General features: G+C 61.9%; 9 protein-coding genes. 2 read left to right on the top strand and 7 right to left on the bottom strand.

The features are described from left to right. Positions 1-179: 179 nt before the first annotated feature. Positions 180-383 (top strand): hypothetical protein, encoded by a 204-nt coding sequence (locus KP004_RS02070; protein WP_216800732.1) that lies wholly within the window; start codon positions 180-182, stop codon positions 381-383. A gap of 101 nt (positions 384-484) precedes the next feature. Here KP004_RS02070 and KP004_RS02075 read toward each other — a convergent pair whose 3' ends face one another. From KP004_RS02075 to KP004_RS02095, 5 genes are all read right to left on the bottom strand, one after another. Further along, positions 485-3,385, bottom strand: coding sequence for an ATP-binding protein (locus KP004_RS02075; RefSeq protein WP_216800733.1), 2,901 nt, complete (start codon positions 3,383-3,385; stop codon positions 485-487). Between the two features lie 137 nt (positions 3,386-3,522). Further along, a complete protein-coding gene (locus tag KP004_RS02080) occupies positions 3,523-5,247 on the bottom strand; it encodes an acyl-CoA carboxylase subunit beta (RefSeq protein WP_216800734.1) in 1,725 nt (574 codons plus the stop codon). Positions 5,248-5,850: 603 nt separating this feature from the next. Beyond that, positions 5,851-7,131 carry a (Fe-S)-binding protein gene (locus KP004_RS02085; RefSeq protein ID WP_216800735.1) on the bottom strand — a complete coding sequence of 427 codons (1,281 nt, stop codon included), beginning with the start codon at positions 7,129-7,131 and terminating at the stop codon, positions 5,851-5,853. Between the two features lie 108 nt (positions 7,132-7,239). Beyond that, positions 7,240-8,616, bottom strand: a complete 1,377-nt coding sequence (locus KP004_RS02090) for an FAD-binding oxidoreductase (RefSeq protein WP_216800736.1) — start codon at positions 8,614-8,616, stop codon at positions 7,240-7,242. A 128-nt stretch (positions 8,617-8,744) separates the two neighbouring features. Further along, positions 8,745-10,025: a nickel-dependent lactate racemase family protein gene (locus tag KP004_RS02095; protein ID WP_216800737.1), complete on the bottom strand. Its 1,281-nt coding sequence runs from the start codon at positions 10,023-10,025 to the stop codon at positions 8,745-8,747. A 480-nt stretch (positions 10,026-10,505) separates the two neighbouring features. On the opposite strand from KP004_RS02095, the gene KP004_RS02100 reads away from it, so the two are divergent. Continuing rightward, positions 10,506-12,548, top strand: a complete 2,043-nt coding sequence (locus tag KP004_RS02100; RefSeq protein WP_199389271.1) for a sodium-translocating pyrophosphatase — start codon at positions 10,506-10,508, stop codon at positions 12,546-12,548. Positions 12,549-12,790: 242 nt separating this feature from the next. On the opposite strand, the gene glgA is transcribed toward KP004_RS02100, so the two are convergent. Further along, the gene (glgA, locus tag KP004_RS02105) at positions 12,791-14,353 is read right to left on the bottom strand and encodes a glycogen synthase GlgA (protein ID WP_216800738.1); all 1,563 of its coding nucleotides are present in this window, start codon (positions 14,351-14,353) and stop codon (positions 12,791-12,793) included. Between the two features lie 88 nt (positions 14,354-14,441). Beyond that, on the bottom strand, positions 14,442-15,701 hold the full coding sequence (locus KP004_RS02110; RefSeq protein WP_216800739.1) for a M48 family metallopeptidase: 1,260 nt from the start codon (positions 15,699-15,701) through the stop codon (positions 14,442-14,444). Between the last annotated feature and the right edge of the window lie 107 nt (positions 15,702-15,808).

Below are 15,808 nucleotides of genomic sequence, written 5' to 3' on the forward strand. Positions count from 1 at the left end.
ATTTTCGCGCTAAAGGTTAAAATCCTGATCTGTCATACAAAACAGAAAAGCGCTGATAACATAATGTTTTATCTAGGCTTTTGCCGTTTTTTTTCTTGTAAAACAATTGCGGCACTCATATAGTTCTTGGCGACCTTAAAAATTATGAGCGCCCCGCTGAGGGCAAGAGGAGAACGCAGATGCAATGCCCGGTATGTAAGAACCACGAACAAAACGCCATGGACCTTCGCTCCGGTGCCTTCAACGAAGACCTCAAAGAATGCCCCACCTGCGGTACCACCTGGTCCGTGAACCACGGCATGATGGCCATCGTGAAGGACCCGCTGGCCGATTCCTTCCTCGAAGCCCTCTCCGCCGACAACATCTGCTTCGCGGCGGCGTAAGCAATCTACAAAAAAATAACTGACCCGGCTATCAGGGCGGGGTCAGTGGATGAGCAGAGGGCTCCGGATGTTACCATCCGGAGCCCTTTTCGCTGCTTGGACTAGAGTACCGCCTTCAGGTAGTCGGAGGTTACGCCGCGCTTTTCCTTTTCCAGCGCGTTCACGTCGACTTCGACGAATTTCTCGTCCGGGGTGACCTTGAACAGCGGCTGTCCTTTGGAGACGATGGTGCCGTCGCCGGAGGTGACCAGCATCTTGTCGATGGTCCCGGCGAAGGGTGCGTACACCTTGTTGAACATCTTCATGACCTCGATGATGTACAGCGGCTGTCCCTTTTCGAAGTGCATCCCCTCGTACACGAACGGGGGCATGCCCGGGGCTTCCTGGCCGTAGTACATGCCGCCGCAGACGGCGACGATCTCGTCGGCCTTGGTGGCCGGCGGCGGAACCAGGATCTTCTTCATGCGAGCCTGCAGCTCCGGATCGGTGAGGTACTCGGGGATGGTGATCTCGAGGTCCTCCTCGACGCGCAGATCCCAGAACTTGGTGTTCTGCCCGACCAGGAACAGCATGCCCAGAAGCTCCAGACCCGCCTCGTAGCCGAAGTGGGCGGAACGGATCTGCTGCCAGGTGTCGGCGTCGAAGCCACCCTGCGGCTCCTCCTTGTTGACGATCTCGTTCAGGGTGAAGTACTCGTCCCGGGCCAGGCCGAAGTGCTCGCGCAGGGTCCTGGAGAAACGAAGCGCCTGCTGCAGGAGTTCGTTGTCGTGGCTCCAGATGATCTCTGCCGCCGGCTTGTGCGGACGGTGGTTCATGTGCAGGTACTCGTAGGTTTCGTTGAGGACCCCCACCGGGTTTCTGAGCCAGACCACCTTGCCGTTGTCGATGCGGAAGTTCTTGGTGTTGATGGAGAGCCAGCCGGAGAGCAGGTGCGGGTCGCCCAGGAGTCGCTCGATGGGACGGATGATAAGAGTCCCCTTGCGGTCCAGAAGCGACGACATGTTCTTGGATTCCTTGGCCTGGACCTCGGGCTGGTCGGCGTACGCCTCGGAGACCCGCTTGGCGTAGTGCTTCTTCATCTGCAGGAAGGCGTAGACCGGATCGAGCTTGTTGGCCTCTTCCTTCAGGGTGCCCACCAGGGTCAGGTAGGGGACCACGAAGCGGGTGGTCGGCTTGGCCATGACGTTGCGGCCCAGGAACCAGTTCACCAGGCCGTAGTGGAACTCGAGGTTGGTGGCGAGGTCGGAGCCGCGCAGGGTGGTGGCGCGCAGCACCTCGGACATCTTGTCGTAGCTGGTCTTTCTGTCCTCACCGGTGGTGAGCAACAGCGCGATGTTGGAGTCGTAGGCGCCGGCCACCTTGTATTTCATGAAGATGCCGGTGTCGGGGTTCACCATGCTGATCCCCTGGTCGTCGCGGATCTCGCCTTCGATCGGCTTGGACCAGTAACGGATCATGCCGCCCGCATGCGGGGAGAGGGAGGCGTCGGTGGCGTTCAGGCGGGCCTCGACGGACGCGTTGAAGCGGACGAAACGCTGCGGCTTGGGCACCCGCTTCTTGTGGCGGGCGAGGATGGCCATCGCTTCCACCAGGCTCTCCACCACGAAGAAGTCGTTGGGGTCTTCCGGGTTCACGAATTTGAGCGCGTAGCAGAGCTCGGTGACGCGGTGTTCCACCTGGATCCTGGTGTTCACCTCCATGAAGTAGTGACGGTCGCGGTCCACGATGCACTCGAAGGTCGAGGCGGAGTCAAGGCCTACCGCCTTGCCGAAGCGCTCGGATTCCTCCTCCATCCTTTTCAGGACCTTGAGGTCGCTCTCGAGGGCCTTCACTTCGGCCTTGCGGCCGGCGATCTTGGCTTCCTCGATGGCGGTCATCAGCCCTTCCTGGGTCACCGACACCTCGAGGAGCTTCTGCTCGTGCATCTGCAGGGAGCAGTCGCGGCCGCCCAGGGCGATGCACCAGTCGCCGTTGCCCAGGAGCTGGATCTCGTTGTGCCTGGTCTGCTCGATGTTGAGCTCGACGAGGATGTTCTTGTTGTCGCCCACGCCGTTTGCCTTCACCTCGTTCAGGATCTCGCGCACAAGGCCCGGGGCATCGGAAGCCGCCTTGGCGATGTCGGCGTCGGAAGCGTTCTTCTTGGTCAGAAGGTCGGCCCCCAGAAGGCGCTGCCCCTTGCCGCCGCCACCGCCGATGGCTTTGAGACGGACGCGGGACTGCGGGTGCTTCTTCAGCATGGCTGCGCACTCGGCCTCGACCTGGGCGCAGAGCTCCTCGATGGAGAAGAGGTCGATCCCCTTGTTGTAGGAGGCGTACAGGATGTGGTCGGCGAGATCCTCCAGGGAGAGCTTGGCGTCGGCGAGCACCTGGGCATCGCACTCGAGGCCGTCGGAGGCCACCAGCGCCAGGAGCTTCTCGCGGGTGCCGTGCTTTTTCACCAGGGTGCGGGCGGTGACGTTGTCGATGCCGGGGGTGACCGAGACGTTGACCGAGAGGGCGGTACGCTTCGCCTCGTCCTTCTTGCCGGCGCCGGTCTGGGTGGCGGCGCAGGGGCCGATGAAGTTGAGACCCGCCTTCTCGATGGCGCCGACGAACTCGTCGTCCTCGGCCATGAAGCCGTAGCCCGCGAAGATGGCGTTGTAGCCGTTGTCCTTGGCGATGCTGATGATCTGATGGATGCGCTCGACACGCTCTTCCTTGCTGGCGCCGGTGTAATCGGGCACGCGGTGCACGCGGGTGGAGTCGGTCAGGGTGCGCAGCTCGGGCGCCAGGGCGTTGGGGTAGACGATGGAGTCCTTCTCGGAGAGCAGGATGCCGTAGTGGGTGATCCCCATCTCCTGGTAGACGTCCATCGCTTCCTTACGGATCGGGCCGCGGCAGACGATGAGCGGTTTCAGATCTTCGCAGGCGAAGGAGCGGACCCACGCGGACGTGGAGGCGGAGAGCCTGCGGTCCCGGTGGATCAGCGGGTTCTTGGTGTATTTTTCAGATGTGTGTGCCATCGCTTTCATCTCCGTTACGTTATAAAGCGCCGACGAGGGGCGGGCACCCTGGCGTGCCAGTGCACCCTGCCCGAATCCAGCCTCGGGAGCGCTGCTCCCCCCCTGCGCAATTCCAATTCCCATATCAGTAGTCGCCATTAGTGGAACTCCCTTTGTACGGACTGCATCGGGCCCGCTTTGTAGTGACGCAGGAAGAAGTTGATGTTCTCGCCCAGTACCTTCCTCAGGTCGGTCGGCATGACCAGCGACGAGATGGAGCCCAGGGAGAGCGCCTCTTTCGGGTTCATCAGCTCCTTCTCGTAGCGGGTGTTGAGCAGGGCCTCCTCGGCCTTGAGCCAGTCGGCGGCTTCCTTCTCGGCGTCGGCCTTGGCGAGCTCGGGCTTCACGCCCGCGTCGACGCGCTCCTGGGTGCCGCGCTTGACGCGCTCGATGACGGCGTTCCTGATCTTTCTGAGCTCGTCCTTGTAGACGAACTCTTTGCCTGCCGGCCCCATGACCGCGAGGCGGGTGGTGGGGAGGGCGAGCACCAGGTCGGCGCCGGTCGGGTAGTTGTTGTAGGAGGCGTAAGCGCCGCCGTAGGCGTTCCTGAGGATCAGCAGGATGCGCGGAGTGCGGATGTCGACGATGGAGTCGAGCATCGCGCGGCCTGCCTGGACGATGCCGCGTGCCTCCTGCTCGCGACCCGGGAGGAAGCCGGTGGTGTCTTCCATGAAGATCATCGGGATGTTGTAGATGTTGCAGAAGCGGTTGAAGCGGGCGATCTTGTAGGCCGCGTCGCAGTCGATCTGGCCGGAGTCGACGGCGGAGTTGTTGGCGACGAAGCCGACCACGTTGCCGCCCAGGCGGCCGAAGGCGGTGACGACGTTACGGGCGCGGTCGCGCTGCATCTCGAAGTAGTCGCCGTGGTCGCAGATCTGCTGGATGATGATGGAAACGTCGAACGGCGTGTTGAAGCCGGTCGGGGAGTTGAAGGCCTTCTTCAAGAGGGTGTTGATCTCCCAGGTCTTGCGGTCCAGCGGATCGCTGGTTTCCTGGTAGGGGGCCATCACCGAGTTGTTGTCCGGGAGGTAATTGAGGAGCATGATGGCGGTCCTCAGTGCCCCGACCTCGTCCTCGACGGTGAGGTCGGCGACGCCGGACTGCCCGTGCACCTTGGGTCCGCCCAGATCCTCCGGGGTCACGTCCTCGCCGAGGACGCTCTTGACGACGCCCGGGCCGGTGAGGCCGAAGAAGGTGTCCTTGGGCTGGATCACGAAGCTACCCTGGCGCGGCAGGTAGGAGCCGCCGCCGGCGTTGAAGCCGAACATGCACATGATGGAGGGGACCACGCCGGAGATCTTTCTGAGCGCGGTGAAGGCCTCGGCGTAGCCGTCCAGACCGCCCACGCCCGCCGGGACGAAGGCGCCCGCGGAGTCGTTCATGCCGATGACCGGGATCCCCTTCTCGCCTGCCATGTAGAAGAGACGGGCCAGCTTGTTGCCGTTGGTGGCGTCCATGGAACCGGCGCGTACGGTGAAGTCGTGGCCGTAGACGGCGACGTCGCGGCCGTGGATGTTCAGGATGCCGGTCACCAGCGAGGCGCCGTCCAGATTCTTGCCCCAGTTCTGGAACAGGATGTTGGGCTCGGCCTCGGTGAGGACGCGGATCCTTTCCCACACGGTCATGCGCTTTTTAAAGTGCTGTTTCTCGATCTGGTCGATGCTCACCGACTTGATGGGGCGCTGGATCAGGTCGTAACCCGCCTGCATCGCCTCCTCGTAGCCGCCCGTGGCGCGGGAAATCTCGCCGGGGATGTTGAACTCGACCTTCTCCGCTACGTCAAACGGATTCTTCAAAGAGGGCTTGATCATTTTATTCGACATTGTTGGCATCCTTCCGGGCTTTGGGATTTTGCATCTCTATGCGGGGTGCTGCGCAGCTCATCTACGTCCTCCTGGCTTTGATATTAAAAAAGTGTTGCAAATCTTGGTCAGTTAGCGAAAACGTCAACCGCCGGACGGTAAAAAATGTCTTCCGGTGCGGTGGAATTTTTTAGTCTCCCTGAATATGGAGGGCAAGGAGACAGCGGCCGCCGGTTTGGCCTGGATGCGGGACCCAAGGTGAGCCGGAGGGCGGATGGTGCACTATTGCTGGTATTTAGCGAGTCTGAAGGGGGTGTGCCGCTAAGAAAGGTACGTTTTGGCCGGGCAGGTGGATCGTCCTTCGTCTATCGAACAGTTCCCGAAATTTCATTTTGACTAAATGCGTTTTCGGGCTGATTTAACCTGGCCTGGGTGCGCCGCGACGACTCATGAGGCGTAGTAAAACGAACTATTGTTCTACTTTTTAGGCGCGTACCCTTCATAAGGTTTTGCTTGGCTTTTGTCAATAAGAAAAAGAGTGTATACAGGCAAAGTACCGGAAATACGAGGGGTTCTAAAGTGGGGCTAAAAAGGAGGGGGGAGGCGGCTGACAGGGGTTACCTGTCAGCGCCTGATTTTGCGGGCCAGAAGCTCGACGGTATGTAATACCCTCGTTTTATCTCCTGCCTGTTTTAGGCCGTCGGAGAGCTGCATGATGCAGCCGGGGCAGCCGGTGACCACGGCGTCGGCGCCGGTATCGATGATGGCCTTGCTCTTGCCGGCGTTGATGTCGAGGGAGCTCTCGTAGTGGTAGACGTTGAAGGTGCCGCCCAGGCCGCAGCAGCGGTCGGCGCCTTCCATCTCCACCAGTTCCAGCCCCGGGGTCTCCTTGAGCAGGGCGCGCGGCTGTTTGGCGATGCCGGCGGTCCGGTGGTGGCAGGGGTCGTGGTAGGTGATGCGCATTCTCTGGCCGGTGCCGGTCTCTTCCGGATGCAGGCCTAGCTTCTGCAGCAGCACCGCCGCATCCACCGTTTTATCCGCGACCGCCTGAAGCCGCGCCTTCAGTTCCGGGTTTCTCTTGCCGACGACCAGCGGGTAGAGCTTGTGCAATGCGCCGCCGCAGGTGGCGCAAGCGGTCATCACGTAGTCCGCCTGGTGTTTTTCGATGGCCGCCAGGTTCTGCTCGGCCAGTTCGCGCACCGTCTCCAGGTCGCCGCCGGACATACCCGGCAGGCCGCAGCACTGCTGTCCCTGCGGGATGATCACGGTGCACCCCAGGTGACGGAACAGCGCCAGGGTCGCCTCGCCGATCTCGGTGTAGACGAAGTTGGTCATGCACCCAACGAAGAAGACGATGGTCGGCTTGCCCGGTTCACCCTTGATGATTTCGGGATGCCGTTTCATAAACGGCTTCTTGGCGATCTGCGGAATGTGACGGCTGCCGCCGATGAAGGGCATGGGGAAACGGAGCCTCAGGCCCGAGGTGCTGGGGACCTTCCTGAAGAAGATCGGCCCGAGCACGGCAGCTGCCAGCGCTCCCAAGTTCATCAGCTTGCGGTTCCTGATCACCTGTCCCACCGCCTTGTGGAAGGTGGTGAGGCCGCGCCGCTGCGCCAGGGCCTCGCGCGCCGCGATGACGATCTCGTCGGTGGGGACCTGGTTCGGGCACTTGTCGACGCAGCTGCCGCACAGAAGGCACTTGGACATGGCCGAGTAGGTGCCGTCGTCGAGGGTGATGTCCCCCTTCACCAGGTGCTGGGCCAGGGCCACCTTGCCGCGTGCCGTGGCCGGTTCGCGCTGGAAGGTGCCGAAGGCGGGGCAGTTGGCGCGGCAGGCGCCGCACTTGACGCATTTCTTCATCTCTTGAGCTACCCGCTCGAGCGGGTCGGTGTGCTTCTTGGTCATGCCTTGATCTCTTTTCTAAGAGCAATGGGAACCATGGGACGAATGGAAGGCCCCGGGATTAGTGGAACCTCGCATCGTCAATTGTCCATTGTCAATTGTCAATTGCCTTTACGGCAGCATCTTGCCGGGGTTCAGGATGTTGTTGGGGTCGAGGGCGCCTTTGATCGCCTTCATGGCGGCTATCTGCTCCGCGTTCAGCTCCAGGGGGATGTAGGGCTGCTTGGCAAGCCCCACGCCGTGCTCGCCGGACATGGTGCCGCCCAGGTCCAGTGCCGCCTGGAACACTTCCTTGATCGCCTCGTGCGCCTTCTCCAACTGCCCGGGGACGCTCTTGTCGATCATGATGTTGACGTGGATGTTGCCGTCGCCTGCATGCCCGAAGTTGACGATGGGGATGTCGTAACGCTTCTGGATCACCTCGATGCGCCGGATCACGTCGGGCACCTTGCTCCTGGGGACCACGATGTCCTCGTTGAACTTGTCCGGGTTCACGTCGCGCAACGACGGCGACACCAGGCGGCGCACCCGCCACAGCTCCTCGCTCTCGGCGGCGTCCTTGGCCACCCGGAACTGCACCAGCCCCAGCGGCTCGATCAGCTTGTGGATCTGCCCGGCCTGCTTCTCGATCAGGTCGCGGTCGCCGTCCACCTCGATCAGGAGCACCGCCCGCGCGCTCTCCGGCATGCCCAGGTTGAAGCGGCGCTCGACGCAGGTGAGCGTGGCGTGGTCCATGAACTCAAGTGTGGTCGGGATGATCTTGTTCTTGATGATGGTGGAGACCGCGCGCGCCGCGCCGTCGATGGAATCGAACACGGTCAGCATGGTCTTCTTCGAATCCGGGTAGGGGAGGAGCTTGAAGATGATCTTGGTGATGATCCCGAGCGTCCCCTCGGAGCCGCACAGAAGCTTGGTCAGGTCGTAGCCCACCACCCCCTTCACGGTTTCGCCGCCGGTGCGGATGATGGCGCCGGTGGGGAGCACGACCTCGAGACCCATCACGAAGTCTTTGGTGACCCCGTACTTCACCGCACGCGGGCCGCCGGCGCATTCAGCCACGTTGCCGCCCAGGGTGGAAAACTTGAGGGACGCGGGATCGGGCGGGTAGAAGAGGCCGAGCTTTTCCACCGCCATCTGGAACGCCTCGGTCACGACACCCGGCTCGACCTCGGCCACCAGGTTGTCGGTGTCGATCCTGAGAATGCGGTTCATGCGGGTGGTAACCAGCACCACGCCCCCGCCTTTGGGGAGGGCGCCGCCGGTGAAGCCGCTGCCGGCTCCTCTCGGGAAGACCGGGAAGTTTTCCTTGTTGGCGAGCTGCAGAACGCGGGAAACCTGCTCGGCGCTGTCGGGGTGAACCACGGCGTCCGGGAGGAATTCCATCTGGGTGGCGTCATAGCCGTAGCAGATCAGGTCCTGTGCGCCGGTGGCGATGTTCTCGGCTCCGACGATATCGGTGAGTTGCTGAAGGGTGCGTGCGTCTAGCATCTGGTAAATTCCTTTCGTCCATTGCTCCTCCCCCTGGAGGGGGGAGGTTGGGTGGGGGGAAGCTCGTGTTGCCCCCTCCCTGTCCCTCCCCCTCCGGGGGAGGGGACCTTGGGGTGTAGCTTTGGTGGTCAGGTCTGCATCAGCGGCAGTACGGTCCCTCCCTCGGGGATCAGGTACGCCTGGTAGTCGTCAGGGAGCATCGGCGCTGCCAGTGCCAACGCCTCATCGAGTGTCGCGGCCGGGATCATCCCCATGGTGCGCACCTCTTCCGCCGGAAGCTTGGATACCAGCACGATCCTGAAGCGCTCGGCCTTCTCTTTCACCGACCAGGCGGTCTGGCCGTTGATCTCGTAGCGCTTTCTCAAGGCCGATTCCAGTTCGGCGCAGGTCTGGTAGTTGAACCAGTTGAAGAAGGTGGCGTTGCCGTAACCGTCGCGGCACTCCGCGAGCAGGATCATGACGCTTCCCGGCTTCAGCGCCCGACTGGCGTACGCCATCGACTTGTGGGCCTGGATCAGGTTGATGTCCTTGGGGTAGCCCCCGCAGGACACGATCACCAGGTCTCCCTGCGCGTCGATCGGGGCGGAAAACGTGTCGCTGTAGAAGCGGCACCCGGCCAGGTGAGCCTCCTGCCAATGGCCGGCGAAGGCGGCGATGATCTGCTTGTCCGGGCCGAGCGCCGTGTTCAGGATGAAGTCGGGTTCGACCATGCCGCAGGCTTCCAGCATCGCTTCGTGGACCGGGTTTCCCTCCAAACTGCCAACCACCGCCTTCGGGTGCCTGCCGCTGCCCTCGTCCGGGTTAAGCAGCGAAAAGTGGCTCGCCATGCAACTCTTGCGGCTGGATACGCCGGGGAGGATGCTCTTGCGGCCGCCACCGAAGCCCGCGAAGTAGTGAAAGGTTACGGCGCCGGTCAGGATGAGCCGGTCCGCCTCGGTGACCCTTCGATTCACCTCGACCGGTACGCCCCTTGCGGTATCGCCAAGGTAGACCAGTTCGCCGGGGTCGTCGCAGTCATGGTCGGTGACCTTGATCCTGCCGTACAACTCTCCCACGATCTTCTTGTGTTCTGCCGGGGTCTGCTTGCGATGGATTCCCAGCGCGATGACGATCTCTATGTCCCGGTCCTTGATGCCGACGGAGTTCAGTCGTGAGACCAGCAGGGGAAGGTAGACCTCGCTCCCGGTGGGACGGGTCACGTCAGAGGTGACGATGACGACGCGGTCGCCGGGGGCAAAGCTCGCCAGGGAATCGGTGCAGCCGTCGAGTGCGCGCTCGACCAACTCGACCGGCGTTCCCTGCCGCTGGAAAGGGCGGGGGCTCAGCACGCAGAGGAGATGTTCCGGAGCAAGCTGCAGAGGATAGCTGTGATCGCCGCATTTAAGCTCAAGCATCGGGTTATGATACATATTCGACCTCCGATACGCAACTGTTTACCAGATCCAAATGGTTGGATAAGGAATTGAAGAGACTGACATAGATGTGGAGATGTCGACTTACTGGCAGGACGAGGGGCGGGCGAATGATTATTCCCCCCTACAGCGGACTGTCTGATTCCCCTCCCTTGACGGGAGGGGGCAGGGGGGTGGGTGACGTCGGCGCTGCCGAGAGGTTGCCATATGCAGTTCCCCCCACCCCCTACCCCCCTCCCGCAAGGGGAGGGGGGACCATATGCCAGTGGCGACATTCGTGGTTCTGCCGGAGCAGACGGATGTGTGGCCGTAGCGAAGTATACGGCGGTTTGATAAAAACATTCTAACAAAACCGCCTTGGGGATATGAATTAGATTGACAAAACGGGGCGTTTTCGATAACAATCACCCGTTTTTATGACTATGTTGGAAGGCACGCCTTTTTTTGAGGCATATCCAAATAGGAGGAATTTTTTCAATGGAACAGTATGCAGTAGTCTTCGCCCTGGTCTGTGCCGCGGCTGCAGTCGCCTACGGTCTGATCTCGGCCCAGTGGATCCTGGGACTTCCCCAGGGTAACGAGCGGATGAAGCAGATCGCCTCCGCGATCCAGGAAGGCGCCGGCGCCTACATGAAGCGTCAGTACACCATCATCGCGGTGGTGGGCGTTGCCATGTTCGTTGCCCTCTTCGCTTCCCTCGGCTGGATGACCGCGGTCGGCTTCCTGGTCGGCGCCGTGTTCTCCGGTCTCACCGGCTTCATCGGCATGTTCGTTTCCGTACGCGCCAACGTGAGGACCACCGAGGCTGCCAAGTCCGGCATCCACAAAGCTCTCAACGTCGCCTTCAAAGGCGGCGCCATCACCGGCATGCTGGTCGTCGGTCTGGGCCTTCTGGGCGTTGCTGGCTACTACATGTTCCTGCAGCAGGTCATGCCGGGCGCACCGGTCAAGGAAGTTGTCGGCCAGCTGGTCGGCCTCGGCTTCGGCGGCTCGCTGATCTCCATCTTCGCCCGTCTGGGCGGCGGTATCTTCACCAAGGGTGCTGACGTCGGCGCCGACCTCGTTGGTAAAGTCGAGGCAGGCATCCCCGAGGACGACCCGCGCAACCCGGCCGTCATCGCGGACAACGTCGGCGACAACGTCGGCGACTGCGCCGGTATGGCCGCTGACCTCTTCGAAACCTACGCCGTTACCCTGATCGCCGCCATGCTCTTGGGCGCCATCAGCTTCGGCAACCCGGGCGCCGTCAGCTACCCGCTGATCCTGGGCGGCATCTCCATCATCGCTTCCATCATCGGCACCTACTTCGTGAAGCTGGGCGGCTCCGGCAAGATCATGGGCGCCCTCTACAAAGGTCTCATCGCTTCCGGCGTGATCGCCTGCATCGCCTTCTACTTCGTGACCGTGCAGATGTTCCCGCAGGGGCTTGCCGAGGCTAACGGCGCGGTCATTTCCGCAACCAACATCTTCATCTCCGCCATCGTCGGTCTGGTCGTTACCGGTGCCATCTTCTGGATCACCGAGTACTACACCTCCACCGAGTTCGCCCCGGTCAAGCACATCGCCGAGGCTTCCAAGACGGGCCACGCCACCAACATCATCGCCGGCCTTGGCATCTCCATGAAGGCGACCGCCCTGCCGGTCATCGTCATCTCCGCAGGGATCATCGTCGCGGCTAACTGCGCCGGCGTGTACGGCATCGCCATCGCCGCCGTATCCATGCTCTCCCTGACCGGCATCGTCGTCGCCATGGACGCCTACGGCCCCATCACCGACAACGCAGGCGGCATCGCCGAGATGGCCGAGCTGGACGACTCCGTCCGCGCCGTAACCGACCCGCTCGACGCGGTCGGCAACACCACCAAGGCAGTAACCAAGGGCTACGCCATCGGCTCCGCCGGTCTGGCCGCCATCATCCTGTTCACCTCCTATGTCCAGGAGCTGACCATCGCCGACAAGACCTTCTCCCTTTCCGATCCGAAGATCATCGTCGGTCTCTTCATCGGCGGCATGCTTCCCTACTACTTCGCCGCTATGTGCATGGAAGCCGTCGGTAAAGCAGGCGGCGCGGTCGTCGACGAAGTCCGTCGCCAGTTCCGCACCATCAAGGGGATCATGGAAGGCACCGGCAAGCCGGACTACGCTTCCTGCGTCGACATCGTGACCAAGACCGCTCTCAAGGAGATGGTCGTTCCGGGCCTCATTCCGATCCTCGCCCCGATCATCGTCGGCTTCACCCTCGGGCCGAAGGCTCTGGGCGGCGTCATCGTCGGCTCCATCGTCACCGGTATCTTCGTCGCTATCTCCATGACCACCGGCGGCGGCGCTTGGGACAACGCCAAGAAGTACATCGAGGACGGCTATCACGGCGGCAAAGGTAGCGAAGCCCACAAGGCTGCCGTTACCGGCGACACCGTCGGCGACCCGTACAAGGACACCGCCGGCCCGGCGGTCAACCCGATGATCAAGATCATCAACATCGTGTCCCTGCTCATCGTTCCGCTGCTGAACAAGATGTAGCACCGGCTTTTGTTGAACCGAAAAAGGCGTCCCGGATACCGGGGCGCCTTTTTTTATTAATTAACAATTTTCTTACGTAGGAACGGTGCGATAGTCGCTACGCACGGGCAGAACGGTCGCGCGCGGGGCGAACAGCGCACCTGCCGGAGAGCTTACGGCTGATCGTCTTCCATAATGGCTTAATTGCACGGGAGGGTCGGTGATTCAGGTGGGAGCGACGTCGAAAGTGTTTGGTCCGATCGCTATGCCTGGGGCTGATATCCTGCGCGTTCCTCGCGGGACGCTTTTTTCCTGGCGGGAGATCTCTCTGCCACTACCTGTCTGAACTTCTCTTCCCCCAGTTTCCTTCTCATCCCTTCCAGGTAGAGCCGCTCGTACTTCTCCGCAGCGTTTTCCCAGGTGAATCGCTTGGCCATGGCGTTTTTACGCAGTGCCGCGATCGCTTCGGGATCGTGGTACCAGGTGTGTACCGCCCAACCGACCGTGTCGAAAAGCGCGCCGGCGTCCAGGTTCCAGAATTTGAAGCCGTCGCCGGTACGGGCGGCCGCGTCGAAGTTCTCCACGGAGTCGTCGAGTCCACCTGTCGCGCGCACGATCGGCAGGGTGCCGTAGCGCATGCTGTACATCTGGTTCAGCCCGCACGGCTCGAAAGCTGAAGGCATCAGGAAGAAGTCACAGCCGGCCTCGATGCGGTGGGCCAGGCTGTTGTCGTAGCCGATGCGGCAGGCGAAGCGGTCCGGCCGGTCGGCCGCGATGCCGCCGAAAAAGAAGTGGGCCCACGGCTCGCCGGCACCCAGGAGGACCAACTGGATGTCGAGTTCGAGCAGCCGGGGGAGCGCCTGCGCCAGGATATCGATCCCTTTCTGTTTGACCAGACGCGACACCATGCCGATCAGCGGCACGTCCGCGCGCTCAGGGAGTCCCAACGCGCGCTGCAGTTCTTTTTTGCAGACGGCCTTGCCGGAAAGATCCTGGGCGCTGTATTTGGCGGGCAGGAGGCGATCCTCCTCCGGGTTCCACTCGTGGTAGTCGACGCCGTTCAGGATGCCGGAGAGGACGCTCGACCGCTCCCGGACCACCCCTTCCAGGCCCCACCCGTACTCCGCGGTCTGGATCTCGCGGGCGTAACCTTCACTGACCGTGTTCAACATGGTGGCGTGGTAGATCCCCCCTTTGAGGAGGTTTACCTGGTTGTCCATTTCCAGTTCCAGGAAGGTGAAGTGGTGCCAGCCGATGCCGAGGACATCCATCGCCCCTTCGTAGAAGCTCCCCTGGTGTTGCATGTTGTGGATGGTAAGAAGCGAAGCGGCCTGCGCGAGGTGGTAATCGTGGCGGTACCAGGTGTTCATCAGCAGCGGGACGGCGGCGGTGTGCCAGTCGTGGGCGTGCACCAGGTCGGGGGTGAACTGGAGCATCTTGCACAACTCGAGGCTTGCCTTGGAGAGGAAGATGAAGCGGTTGTCGTTGTCGAGGTACCCCAGGTTGTCCCTCTCGTAGAGGGAGTCGCGTCCATAAAAGTCTTCGTGCTCGAGAAAATAGATGGGGACGCTGGAACCGGGCATGGTTCCCTGGTAGACCCCGCAGTACATGTTGCCGATGATCCCCATCGGGACCACCAGCACGCCCGGCAGTTGGCGCAACTGGTAGCGCTCGCGGTCCACCTTGTAGTAGCGGGGCATCACCACGCGGACGTCGTGGCCGCGTGCCTCCAGGTACTTGGGAAGGGCGCCGACCACGTCGGCGAGACCGCCTTCCTTCGCGAACGGGACTGCCTCTGAGGCGGTTATCAGGATGTTCAGACGCATTTCGATCGGCTCCTGTAGCTGGTCTTGTGACGTTAGGCCTCAGCAAAAATACCAGAACAAGAAGACAGACGCAATGAGGTTGTGTTAATTATCCCGACGCCTGTCCCGACTTCAGGTCGCGCAGCACCGCCACCCGGTCCACGACAGGCGGGTGGCTGTAGTAGAAAGCGGCGTAGAGCGGGTGCGGGTGCAGGTTGGCGAGGTTCTCTCTGGAGAGCTTCACCAGGGCGGAGGCGAGGGCGTCCGGAGCGCCCGAAAGATCGGCCGCAAACCGGTCCGCTTCCCACTCGTTGCGGCGCGACAGCCATGATCCGACAGGGGTGAGCGGGAAGGAGACGATGGAGAAGATGAAGCTGATCATGAGGATCTGGGCCAGGAACGAGGCTTCGGGAAAACCGAAGAACTGCGGCAGTCCGCCCCAGACGATCACCTCGTGCACCAGGAAGAACAGCGCCAGCGCCGCACCCTCCATGAGTACCAAGCGCTTCCAGATATGCCCCTTTTTCCAGTGACCCGCCTCGTGGGCCAGGATGGCCAGCACCTCCGGGCGCTCCATCTGTTTCAGGAGTGTGTCGTAGAGAACGATCCGCTTCACCCGCCCGATGCCGGTGAAATATGCGTTGGAGTGGAGGCTGCGACGGGAGGCGTCCATCTGCTGCACGTCTTTCACCCTGAGATCCGCCTTTTGCAACATGGTGCGGATCTCTTCCTCCAACTCCGGGTCACCCAGCGGCTCGAACTTCGAGAAGAGCGGTTCGATCACGTAGGGGGAGACGTAGATCATGACGATGGAGAAGAGGGCGAAAAAGGCCCAGACCCACAACCACCAAAGCCCCGGTGAGTGTTGGACCAGCAAAAGCGCGGCGCTGATGATGATGGCGGTGAGGGCAGCGGAGATCAGGGTCGATTTGATCAAATCGGAAATCCAGAGAGCGGGTGTGGTGGTATTGAAGCCGTAGCGCCGTTCCAGGCGGAAGGTGCTGTAGAGCGAGAAGGGGATGTCCAGCACCTCCTGCGCCAGGGTGAGGACCAGCATGAACAGCACGCCCCGGAGCACGAACGAGTCGGTCAGTGAGGCGATCCAGTGGTCGTAGAGCGGCAGCAGCGGGGTGAACATGAAGATGAGCAGCAGTGCGCTGTCGTAGATGGAGTCGATCAGGGCGAGCCGGCTCTGGGCCATGGTGTAGCTTGCCGACTTGGCAAGCGCCTCGGCGTCGATGGCGCCGTCAAACCCCTGCGGGACGGTGCAGCCGTAGCGACGGAGGTGGCGCAGGTTCAGGTAGCGCAGCAGGTAGGCTGCGGCGAAGCGTGCGAGGTAGAGGGTGATCAGCAGAGTTGTGGTGGACATGGTCTCGTTCCTTGGGGGAAGGGCTAAGGGAACCAACACGCATCGTTACTAGCGCTATTAAAAAAGGCCCTCCGAGTGAACGGAGGGCCTTTTCGCTGGTTTGAGTG

It is taken from the genome of Geomonas oryzisoli (genome assembly GCF_018986915.1).
In the GTDB taxonomy this organism is placed as follows: Bacteria; Desulfobacterota; Desulfuromonadia; order Geobacterales; family Geobacteraceae; genus Geomonas; species Geomonas oryzisoli.

Bases quoted from the DNA above. Each gene is read 5' to 3' on its own strand.
- KP004_RS02070 (WP_216800732.1), top strand. From the start codon at position 180: ATGCAATGCCCGGTATGTAAGAACCACGAACAAAACGCCATGGACCTT.
- KP004_RS02075 (WP_216800733.1), bottom strand. From the start codon at position 3,385: ATGGCACACACATCTGAAAAATACACCAAGAACCCGCTGATCCACCGG.
- KP004_RS02080 (WP_216800734.1), bottom strand. From the start codon at position 5,247: ATGTCGAATAAAATGATCAAGCCCTCTTTGAAGAATCCGTTTGACGTA.
- KP004_RS02085 (WP_216800735.1), bottom strand. From the start codon at position 7,131: ATGACCAAGAAGCACACCGACCCGCTCGAGCGGGTAGCTCAAGAGATG.
- KP004_RS02090 (WP_216800736.1), bottom strand. From the start codon at position 8,616: ATGCTAGACGCACGCACCCTTCAGCAACTCACCGATATCGTCGGAGCC.
- KP004_RS02095 (WP_216800737.1), bottom strand. From the start codon at position 10,025: ATGTATCATAACCCGATGCTTGAGCTTAAATGCGGCGATCACAGCTAT.
- KP004_RS02100 (WP_199389271.1), top strand. From the start codon at position 10,506: ATGGAACAGTATGCAGTAGTCTTCGCCCTGGTCTGTGCCGCGGCTGCA.
- glgA (WP_216800738.1), bottom strand. From the start codon at position 14,353: ATGCGTCTGAACATCCTGATAACCGCCTCAGAGGCAGTCCCGTTCGCG.
- KP004_RS02110 (WP_216800739.1), bottom strand. From the start codon at position 15,701: ATGTCCACCACAACTCTGCTGATCACCCTCTACCTCGCACGCTTCGCC.